The 9,482-nt window shown below is 68.8% G+C and carries 10 protein-coding genes; 6 read left to right on the top strand and 4 right to left on the bottom strand.

Annotated features, from left to right (window positions below; all coding sequences use genetic code 11):
* Positions 1 to 252: 252 nt before the first annotated feature.
* Positions 253 to 1,188, bottom strand: coding sequence for an AEC family transporter (locus ACLN58_RS12980; RefSeq protein ID WP_415855681.1), 936 nt, complete (start codon positions 1,186 to 1,188; stop codon positions 253 to 255).
* A 160-nt stretch (positions 1,189 to 1,348) separates the two neighbouring features.
* Here ACLN58_RS12980 and ACLN58_RS12975 point away from each other — a divergent pair, with 160 nt between their 5' ends.
* The 5 genes from ACLN58_RS12975 to ACLN58_RS12955 all read left to right on the top strand — a co-directional run bounded on the left by ACLN58_RS12975 (position 1,349) and on the right by ACLN58_RS12955 (position 7,091).
* The gene (locus ACLN58_RS12975) at positions 1,349 to 2,347 is read left to right on the top strand and encodes a LacI family DNA-binding transcriptional regulator (protein ID WP_415855680.1); all 999 of its coding nucleotides are present in this window, start codon (positions 1,349 to 1,351) and stop codon (positions 2,345 to 2,347) included.
* 170 nt (positions 2,348 to 2,517) lie between these two features.
* Complete coding sequence (locus ACLN58_RS12970) at positions 2,518 to 3,834, top strand: extracellular solute-binding protein (RefSeq protein WP_415855679.1); 1,317 nt, start codon at positions 2,518 to 2,520, stop codon at positions 3,832 to 3,834.
* A gap of 24 nt (positions 3,835 to 3,858) precedes the next feature.
* Positions 3,859 to 4,755, top strand: coding sequence for a carbohydrate ABC transporter permease (locus ACLN58_RS12965; protein WP_415855678.1), 897 nt, complete (start codon positions 3,859 to 3,861; stop codon positions 4,753 to 4,755).
* A gap of 2 nt (positions 4,756 to 4,757) precedes the next feature.
* A complete protein-coding gene (locus tag ACLN58_RS12960) occupies positions 4,758 to 5,660 on the top strand; it encodes a carbohydrate ABC transporter permease (RefSeq protein WP_415855677.1) in 903 nt (300 codons plus the stop codon).
* Positions 5,661 to 5,876: 216 nt separating this feature from the next.
* Entirely contained in the window at positions 5,877 to 7,091 is a 1,215-nt protein-coding gene (locus tag ACLN58_RS12955) for a CopD family protein (protein ID WP_415855676.1), read from the top strand.
* A gap of 108 nt (positions 7,092 to 7,199) precedes the next feature.
* On the opposite strand, the gene panD is transcribed toward ACLN58_RS12955, so the two are convergent.
* Genes panD through ACLN58_RS12940 form a run of 3 tightly spaced genes read right to left on the bottom strand, consistent with a single transcriptional unit; the run spans position 7,200 to position 9,127 of the window.
* On the bottom strand, positions 7,200 to 7,625 hold the full coding sequence (panD, locus tag ACLN58_RS12950; RefSeq protein WP_415855675.1) for an aspartate 1-decarboxylase: 426 nt from the start codon (positions 7,623 to 7,625) through the stop codon (positions 7,200 to 7,202).
* A 48-nt stretch (positions 7,626 to 7,673) separates the two neighbouring features.
* On the bottom strand, positions 7,674 to 8,375 hold the full coding sequence (locus tag ACLN58_RS12945; protein WP_415855674.1) for a phosphonatase-like hydrolase: 702 nt from the start codon (positions 8,373 to 8,375) through the stop codon (positions 7,674 to 7,676).
* Complete coding sequence (locus ACLN58_RS12940) at positions 8,372 to 9,127, bottom strand: GntR family transcriptional regulator (protein WP_415855673.1); 756 nt, start codon at positions 9,125 to 9,127, stop codon at positions 8,372 to 8,374. The genes ACLN58_RS12945 and ACLN58_RS12940 overlap by 4 nt, the downstream gene beginning before the upstream one ends.
* 164 nt (positions 9,128 to 9,291) lie before the next feature.
* Between ACLN58_RS12940 and ACLN58_RS12935 the strand changes: the two genes are divergently transcribed.
* On the top strand, positions 9,292 to 9,482 hold a 191-nt coding region (locus ACLN58_RS12935; RefSeq protein WP_415855672.1), incomplete at its 3' end, for an FAD-dependent oxidoreductase.

Genomic DNA, 9,482 nt, shown 5'->3' with positions numbered 1-9,482 from the left:
CGGGGGCGTGGTGGCCGAGGCGTCTTGTTCGGACACGCTGGGCGCCGTCACGTTCAGGTCCGACGGCGGGCGGTCGGGGCGTGCGCCACGCACACGGGCGCCGCGGGTTCGTCCGTCGCAGTCAGATCACGCATGCGGCCAGCCTAGCGGGCCGGGGCGGACGCGTCCTGTCACGCGGCGCGACGGCGCTGCGGCGCCACCGCACGACGGCTCTACCGTGCCACGGCGCCACCGCACTCCGGCTCTACCGTGCTACGAGAGCAACGCCGCCATGACGGCCATCGCAGGAACGGCCACGACCGTCGTGATGAGCACGGTGTCCTTCGCGACGACGAGGCCATGCTGATAACGCTGCGCCGCGACGTACACGTTCTGCGCCGTGGGGAGCGCCGCGGTGACGACTCCGGCGAACAGAGCGTGCCCCTCGAGACCCAGGGCGAAGCGCGCGAAGAAGTACGCGATGAGCGGATGGACCACGAGCTTGAGCCCGGTCGCCAGGAGCGTGTCGGTGCGGCGTCCGTCGTCGGCCTTGAGCGGGCGCGAGCTGTGAAGCGAGATGCCGAAGGCGATGAGGATCGCGGGAATCGACGCGCCGCCGATCAGGTGGATGGGCTGCATGATGAGGTCCGGAAGCTTCCAAGCGGTCGCCGCGAGAACCAGGCCGATCATCGAGCCGATGATGTTCGGGTTCGTCACGACGGGGAGCACGAACTGGAGGGCTCGCGCGGCCCCCGGCTTCGCGGTCGCCGTCGTGCCGTCGAGCATGAGCAGGTATGACGGCGTGAACAGCGCGAGCTGGAAGATCAGCAGGGGAGCGACGTAGCTCGCGTCGCCGAGCACGAAGACCGAGATCGGGATGCCGAGGTTGGCCGAGTTCGCGATGGACGAGCTCATAGAGGCGATGAGCGCCTCGGGCACGTTCCGGCGGCGCACCCATCGGAACACGGCCAGGGAGATGATCCCCACGAGCGTGGAGCTCACGGTGATGACGAGCAGATGCGTCGAGAAGATGGACCGGAGATCCGCCTTGCTCAGCGTCTCGAGCAGCAGGGCGGGGCTTGCGACGAAGAACGAGAGCCGGCTCAGCACACCCTGCGCGCTTTCGCCGAGGAGCTGCTTGCGGGCCATGAACCAGCCGGTGCCGATGATGGCCCAGACCACGAAGAACCCCGCGAGGACCCCTAGCACGCGCGGCCCCCGGGCACGCGGCTCAGTAATCGCTTTCTCAGGGGCACCGCCTCAGCTTAGCGGCCCTCGCAGCGGCTTCGCGCGGCAGGGGCCGCCGAGGTGCCAGAATCGAAACACAGCGAATTGTGGGCGTCATCGGACGTCGCGAAGGGAGGCGGGCATGCGAGCAACCGTCAAGGACGTGGCGCGGCTCGCGAACGTGTCCCCGAAGACGGTCTCCAACGTGGTCAACGGGACCGTCCCCGTGAGCCCGGCGACGCGCGAGCGCGTCGAGCAGGCCATGGCCCAGCTCGACTACGTGCCGAACTTCTCGGCGCGCGGCCTCCGCAACGGCCGCACGGGCCTCATCGCGTTGGCCCTCCCGGACCTCGCGACGCCGTTCTCGGCCGAGCTCGTGCACGAGGTGGTCGAGATCGCGCACCGGCAGCGCCTCGCGGTCCAGCTCGAGGAGACCGGCAACGATCCGCAGCGCGAGCTCGAGCTCCTCACGCGGGCCCGGGCCAACCTTGTGGACGGGCTCATCCTCAACCCCGTGGCCCTCGACCAGAGCGCGATCGCGCCCGGCATGACGCTCCCGCCCGCCGTGATTCTGGGCGAGGTGCAGCAGGACATCGTCGACGGCGTGGGCGTGGACAGCGTGGGTGCCGCGCGCGCCCTCACGCGGATGCTCGCCGAGGGCGGACGACGGCGGATCGCCATCCTGGGCGTTCGGCGGCACGTGGACGCCGCGACGGCCGAGACGCGCACGCGCGGCTACCGCGAGGCGTTGGCCGAGCTCGGGATCCCGTGGGACCCCGAGCTCGAGATCGCGTGCGACGAGTGGCACCCGGCCGGCGGGGCCGCGGCCCTCGAGCGGTTCCTCGAGAGGCACGAGCCGCCGGACGCCCTGTTCTGCTTCACCGACAGCCTCGCCTACGGCGCCCTGTCCGTGCTCCGCGCGGCGGGCCTCTCCGTGCCCGGAGACGTGGCCGTGTCCGGCTTCGACGATCTCGCGATGAGCCCGTATGCCGCGCCCGCCCTCACGAGCGTCGCGTTCAGCCGCCGCGTCATCGCGGAGGAGGCCGTCCGGCTGCTCCAGGAGCAGATCGAGGATCGCGGACGGGCCCCGCGCCGCGTCGTAGTGCCGTTTGAGATCCGGCGCCGGGCGAGCACGGGCTGAGGCCGGAAGAACAAGTATGTTTGCGTTCACAATTTTCTCTTGTCAGCAAGATTACAACGATGTAGCGTGAGGCGCAGGTCACACCGACGTGCACCTGCCGGACGATAAGTCTCCGGTCGAAGCACCTCCGCGAGGAGCCGTGAATGCAGCTAAGACGTCAATCTCATCCAGTGCCGCTCGCGGGAGTAGGGCGGCGGCGCCTCCTCCAACTCACGGGCACAGTGCTCGCCGCCGCCGGGGCGGCCTCGTTGGCCGGCTGCGGCGGGACCGCCAATGCCGCCGGGACCTCGAGGATCCGCTTCTGGCACCTGCTCTCCGGCGGCGACGGCATCAAGATGCAGTCCATGATCGACGGGGTCAACGCCGCCCACCCCGAATTCCATGTCGAGCCGACGGTGCTCGCGTGGGGCGCCCCCTACTACACGAAGCTCGCGATGGCCTCGGCCGGCGGTCGGTCCCCGGAGCTCGCCATCATGCACGCGGCGCGCGTGCCCGGCTACGCCCCCGGCGGACTCCTCGAGCCGTGGGACCTCGGCGTGCTCGCGGAACACGGCATCGCCGAGAAGGACTTCCCGGCGAGGGTCTGGAAGGCCGGGACGAGCGGCGACAAGGTCTATTCGATCGCCCTCGACTCGCACCCGTTCGTCATGCTCTACAACGCGGACATCGCGAAGAAGGCCGGGCTGCTCGGCGCCGACGGGCAGCTGACCGCGATCACTTCGGCGCAGGAGTTCACGGCGGCGGCGCGTGAGCTCGCGAAGGCGAGCGGCGGCCACGGCCTCTCGTACGGCTACCTCGGGGACGGCGCGCAGATGTGGCGACTCTTCTACACGCTGTACCGCCAGCACGGGGCCACCATGGAGCTCGAGACGGGCCAGCGGATGGGCGTGAACCGGGACGTCGCGGTCGATTGCCTGCAGTACATGGCGTCGCTGCTCGACGATTCGATCGCCGCGCGGAGCGGCAACGGCGGCACGGCCATCGCCGAGTTCGCGGGCCAGAAGTCGGGCATGCTCTTCACCGGCGTGTGGGAGATCCCCACGATGAAGACGGCCAAGGTGCCGTTCGACGCGGCGCCGATTCCCACCCTGTTCGGCACGCCCGCGGCGTACGCGGACTCGCACGCCTTCGTCCTTCCCCGCCAGACCGCTCCCGACGCGACGGCCCGCCGCAACGTGTACACGTTCGTCTCGGAGATCCTCAAGGGCTCGCTCGCGTGGGCCGAGGCCGGGCACATCCCCGCGTTCCAGCCCGTGGTGCGCTCGCCCGAATACGCGAAGCTCCTGCCTCAGGCCCACTACGCCAAGGCCGCGGAGATCATCAATTACGATCCGCCGGCCTGGTTCACGGGTTCCGGCTCGAACTTCCAAGCCTACTTCGCCGATTCGGTGCAGACCGTGCTGCTCGGCCAGGCCAAGGCGAGCGACGGCTGGGACGCGTTCGCGGCCCGCATCAACACGCTTCTCTCCACTCCGAACCCGGTCTGAACCGGCCGAGCGAAAGGAATCCCCATGAGTCTCCTGCGCATCTCGGCGCCCGGCCGCGACGCCGCCCGGCACTGGCACGGCTGGGCGTTCTGCGCGCCCTTCCTCGTCTTCTTCCTGCTCTTCCTCGCGTGGCCCCTCGTGAACGGCCTCTGGCTGAGCGTCACGGGCACGTCCCTGACAGGCGCCCACACCGAGTTCACGGGCCTCGCGAACTATGCCGCCGCCCTCGGCGACGCGGACATGTGGCGTTCGCTCGGGAACACGGTCTGGTTCACAGTGCTCAGCACGGTGCCGCTCGTGGTGATCGCACTCGCCCTCGCCGTCCTCGTCAACCTCGGACTCCCGGCTCAGTGGCTGTGGCGGCTTTCGTTCTTCGCCCCGTACCTGTTGGCCTCGACGGTCGTGTCGATGCTGTTCGCGTGGCTGTACAACCCGCAGCTCGGCCTCGTCGATTCGTTCCTGCGCCAGTTCGGTGTCGCCCCGATCGCGTGGCTCAACGACCCGAAGACGGCGATGTGGGCGGTGGTCATCGCGACGGTCTGGTGGACCATTGGCTTCAACTTCCTGCTCTATGTCGCCGCGCTGCAGAACATCCCCGCGCAGCACTACGAGGCCGCGTCGCTCGACGGCGCGGGAGGCTGGCGACAGTTCGTCTCGATCACCCTCCCGCAGCTCACGCCGACCACGGTGCTCGTGACGATCCTCCAGGTCCTCGCCTCGCTCAAGGTGTTCGACCAGATCTACCAGATGACCGGCGGCGGGCCGGGTGGCTCGACCCGCTCCGTGGTCGAGTACGTCTTCGAGACGGGCCTGACAGGGTTCCGGCTCGGCTACGCGGCGGCCATCTCCTACATCTTCTTCTTCCTCATCGTCATCGTCTCGCTCGTGCAGATCGCCGCCACCCGACGGAGGAACCACTGATCATGGCTACGTCAACGCTGACCCGGGCGGACACCGCGATCCGCTCACGCGCCGCCGCCGTCCCCGCCCGGAGACGCCGCCGGTTCACGCCGGCCCGCGTCGCGGCGACCATCGTCGTCGCGATTCTCGCGCTCACGTGGCTCGTGCCGTTCCTGTGGGCCGTGGACACGGCGCTCAAACCGGAGACTCAGGCCGCGGCGACCCCCGTCACGTGGTTCCCGGCGGGCGGCTTCACGCTCGATGCCTTCACGAAGGTCCTGAGCTCGGGCGGGATCCCCCAATGGACGTGGAATTCGTTCTTCACGTCCGCGGCGATCACGGTGGTGACCCTCGCCGTCTCGACGCTCGCCGCGTACGCGCTGAGCCGCATCGACTTCCGCGGGCGCCGGGCGCTCCAGGCCGTGATCGTCGCGGCGATCATCGTTCCGCCGCCCGTGCTGATCATCCCGCTCTTCTACCAGATGCTCGCGTTCAACCTCCTGGACACGTACTGGGCCGTCATCCTGCCGCAATGCATCCACCCGGCGATGGTGTTCGTGCTCAAGAAGTTCTTCGACCAGATCCCGCACGAGCTCGAGGAGGCCGCCATGATGGACGGCGCCAGCCGGCTCCGCGTCTTCTGGTCCGTGGTGCTCCCGCTCTCGCGGCCCATCCTTGCGGCCGTCGCGACCTTCGTGTTCATCGGCGCGTGGAACAACTTCCTGTGGCCGTTCATCGCCACGAACGATCCGTCGCTGCTCACGCTGCCCGTGGGCCTTCAGACCATCAAGAGCGCGTACGGGATCCAGTACGCGCAGAACATGGCGTCCGCGCTGCTCGCGGCGGCGCCGCTCATCGTCGTGTTCCTGTTCTTCCAGCGGCAGATCATCAAGGGCGTGGCCACCACAGGGCTCGCCGGGACGTAGGGGAGGCAACCGCGAGAGGACAACGGCAGCCTCGAGGGGACAACGCAACAGCGGACGACGGCGGGTGGGCACCCGCCGTCGTCCTCTGTTGCTTGAGCGCTTGGTTGCCTCGGCCGATCTTTCGCCGTCACTCCTGCGCGACCCCTTCCAGCCGGATTCAACGACTGGTCATCTGCTCGATGCAGATTGTCAACTATCGGCAATACGATGATCGACATGAGCTCTCACCTCGCCGCATCCGCGACGGCCTACACCCTCCCTCCGCTTTGGCAAATGCTGTCTTTATTTGGCTACTTCGTCGGCCTCTCCGCGGCCATCGGCGCCACCGTGACGTATGCGGCCGTGGTACGCCCGGCGTTGCGAATACCGGGCAACGAGGGGGGCGATGTCGAGACCCTGCGTCGCCGAAGTGCGACCTCCCTGGCGTGGGCGGGGGTTCTCCTCGCCGTCACCGCCTACTTCCAGCTCGCGGCACGCGTGGCCGGGTCAGGGAAGGGCATGCCGTTCGCCGTGGCCCTGGAACCCGGACAGATATGGGCCTTCCTGAATGCGCCCGCGAAGCCGGGCAACTGGGTTGCGGAGGGCACGCTCTTCCTGCTGCAGAACCTCATCATCGTCCTGACCTCCGCCCTGCTGATCGCCCTGTTCAGCCCCCGCGCACGGCGCCGGCTGGACAGGCTGGCGCTGACCGCGTTCCCCCTTGCCCTGGCGGCGGCGATGATCAGGCTCGTGCCGTCGGCCCCCTTCGCGACCACGGAGGCCCTGCTCAACAAGGTCTTCGTGCAGGCCCACATTGTCAGCGCGTGCATGTGGCTCGGCGGTCTGGCCCTGCTCGTCGTCCTTGCTGGCACCCGTCGCAGTCTGAGTGATCGCGCCGGCCTGCTGTGGGCGGACATGTGGCGGCGTTTCGGCTTTGTCGCACTGACAAGCGTCGGAACGATCCTCATCTCCGGCCTGTGGCTGGCCTGGCAGCACGTCGGCAGCATCCCGCAGCTGTGGACCACGACCTACGGACTGATCCTGCTGGTCAAGCTCACTCTGGTACTGGGGATGATCGCGGCCGGCGCCGTGAACGAGTTCTGGCTGATGCCGCGCATCGTCCTGGCCCGTCAGGCCGACCCGGAGACCTCCCTCGTACACCTGACCCTTCGTCACTTCCCGAAGGTCGTCTGGACCGAGGTCGCCCTCGGTGTGGGCGTGCTGACCGCCATTACATTCTTCAACGGGTCGGCCCGCGCCGAGGCGGGCGATGTCGCCCCGCCCGTCGCCTCCGGCGGCATGATCACCGTAGGTATTGCCTTCGCCCTCACGCTGGCGGCTTCCCTCTACGCCACGGCGAAGGCCTCCGATGCCCTGGCCCGACGGTGGATCGTCGCCCGCGCCGCTAGCGCCACGGAACGCCCCGAAGCCGTATCCCAGGGCGCAGGGTGATGGGCCTGAGACGCCATCCGCTTACTGGTCACGAGGTTGGCTTGATCCAACAGGGGCGACTTGGATCCAAGCCTGCGATCAAAACTCGCGACGGTTAGGAGACACGCCCTAGTTGAGGTGCGCCTGGATGGCGAAGGGCGGGCGCAGGAGCCCCGGGGTGCGGCCGTCTGCGGGGTCAGTGCCGAGCTCGATGATCTTGTTCTCGGCGTCGACGTGGACGACGGTCGGCACGAACGCGCGTGCCTCCTCGTTGCTCATCGACGCGTAGCTGATGAGGATCACGAGATCGCCCTCGTGGACGAGGTGCGCGGCCGCGCCGTTGATGCCGATCACACCCGAGCCGCGCTCGCCCGCGATCGTGTACGTTTCGAGGCGCGAGCCGTTCGTGACGTCGACGATGGACACGAGCTCGCCGGGCAGGATGTCGGCGGCCTCGAGCAGGTCCAGATCGACGGTCACCGAGCCGATGTAGTGCAGGTCGGCATGAGTGACCGTGGCGCGATGGATCTTCGACTTGAACATTGTGCGGTTCATCGGAGTCAAGTTTACTCCGCCCGCGCGGACCCCTCTGTGGCGCAGGTCTCAGGCCCGCGTGATGTCGAGCGCCGGAACGTCTGCGACGCTGCCCAGGACCACGATGCCGGGCTGGCTCTCGAGCTGCTCTCGCGTGAGCTTCCCCGTGAGGACACCCACCGCGATAGCACCAGCGTTGCGCGCGGCCTGGACGTCGACAACCGTGTCCCCGGCGGCGAGCACGGAGCGCACGTCGAAGACGCCGGTCTTCTCCATCGCGCGGTGGATCATGTACGGCGCGGGGCGCCCGGCGGCGACGTCTGACGTCGTCACGACCGCGTCGAGCGTGTGCGTGGGGCCCTCGCCGACCGTCCAGCCGAGAGTCTCGAGCAGGGGAGCGGCCACGTCGGCGGAGAAGCCCGTGGTGAGCGCCACCTTGATCCCGCGCCCGCGCAGCTCGGCGAGGGCCTCGACGACGCCGGGGAATGGCGAGGGCGGCTCGGCCGCGTAGCGCTCGGCGAGGAGGGCCCGGAAGCGCCCGAACGTCGTGGCGACCGTGTTCTCGATGTCCACGGCGTCCCCGCTTGCGTACCCGCCGAGCCGTAGGAGCGCTCGGATCGCCTCGACTTTGTCCGCACCCATCCACGTCTGCAGGTCCTCGGGCCGGACGTCGACGCCGTTCTCGCGGACGGCGTCCTCGAGCGCCCGGTAGACGTGGCCGTGGTCGTCGACGGTGGTGCCCGCGATGTCGAACGCGGCGAGCTGGATCATGCGGTCTCTCCCGGGGTCAGGACGCGGGCCAGAGGAGCCCGCTGGTTGAGCGTGTTGTGGACCACGAAGTTCGCGAGCTCGGGGCGGTAGCGGTCCTCGGCGTATTCGAGCGCCTCGCCCTTCGAGCTCGAGGTGACGCGGCGCTCGCGGAGGAGCGGCGAGCCGAGGGGTATGCCGAGGAGTTCGGCGTCCGTCTCGTCCGCCGCGACGGCGTCGATCGTGTGGCGCGCGCTGTTGAGGTCAACGCCGTGATCCATGAGGAAGCGGAACGTCGAGCCCGAATCGGTGTCGAAGCCGAAGAGCGGCTGGCCGGCCTCGAGCACGAAGTACGAGCGCTCGACCATGGTGGGCTCGCCGTCGAGCAGGCGCAGGCGCAGGAGCGAGACGATCTGCTCGTGCGGTGCGAGGCCCAGCTGCGCGGCGACGAACGGGCTCGCCGCGCGCTTCGCGATCTCGATGGTGCGCTGGCCGGGCTGCTTCCCGAGGCCCACGGCCCACTCGGTGAACGACAGAAACGTCTCGACCGGTTGCGAGAGTGCGTCGCGGTGGACCACGGGGGCTCTGCCGCGCCCGCCGACGATGAGCTGCTCGGTGCGGAGGGCCGCGAGGGCCTGACGCACCGGTCCGCGGGACGTCTTGAACTCCTCGCACAGTGCGGCTTCGCTCGGAACCTGGGAGCCGTCCGGCCACACGCCGGTGGAGATCCGGCGCCGGAATTCCTCGCGGAGCTGCTCGTGGAGGGGCGTGGTCATAGGTTGATGATACAAGTTTGGCCCTGGCTGGTGAACTAGGGTGCCGATCTCTTCGTGAATTCTCGGTGAATCCGAGGCGGCGGAGAGGAAATCGAGGTTAACTTGTATAGATAAGTTGTTTTTCGGCTTGAGAACGAGTGCCGCGGCTCCCGAGAGTAGAAACCATGAGCACTTCCCCCTCGTATGACCTCCTCGTGGTCGGCGCTGGCATCGTGGGACTCGCCCACGCGGCGGCCGCCTGCGAGCGGGGCCTCCGCGTCCTCGTGATCGAGCGCGACGGCCACGCCGTCGGCGCGTCCGTCCGGAACTTCGGCCACTGCTGCGTCACGGCGCAGTCCGGCCAGCTCCTGGACCT

It is taken from the genome of Sinomonas sp. G460-2, from assembly GCF_047759905.1.
Lineage (GTDB): Bacteria > Actinomycetota > Actinomycetes > Actinomycetales > Micrococcaceae > Sinomonas.
The sequence above is the reverse complement of the archived record's forward strand: the minus strand, read 5'-3'. Positions and strand labels throughout refer to the sequence as shown.

What these genes read in the sequence shown, in the direction of transcription:
- ACLN58_RS12940 (WP_415855673.1), bottom strand. Translation starts at nt 9,127, where the DNA reads ATGACCACGCCCCTCCACGAGCAGCTCCGCGAGGAATTCCGGCGCCGG.
- ACLN58_RS12960 (WP_415855677.1), top strand. Translation starts at nt 4,758, where the DNA reads ATGGCTACGTCAACGCTGACCCGGGCGGACACCGCGATCCGCTCACGC.
- panD (WP_415855675.1), bottom strand. Translation starts at nt 7,625, where the DNA reads ATGAACCGCACAATGTTCAAGTCGAAGATCCATCGCGCCACGGTCACT.
- ACLN58_RS12975 (WP_415855680.1), top strand. Translation starts at nt 1,349, where the DNA reads ATGCGAGCAACCGTCAAGGACGTGGCGCGGCTCGCGAACGTGTCCCCG.
- ACLN58_RS12945 (WP_415855674.1), bottom strand. Translation starts at nt 8,375, where the DNA reads ATGATCCAGCTCGCCGCGTTCGACATCGCGGGCACCACCGTCGACGAC.
- ACLN58_RS12965 (WP_415855678.1), top strand. Translation starts at nt 3,859, where the DNA reads ATGAGTCTCCTGCGCATCTCGGCGCCCGGCCGCGACGCCGCCCGGCAC.
- ACLN58_RS12955 (WP_415855676.1), top strand. Translation starts at nt 5,877, where the DNA reads ATGAGCTCTCACCTCGCCGCATCCGCGACGGCCTACACCCTCCCTCCG.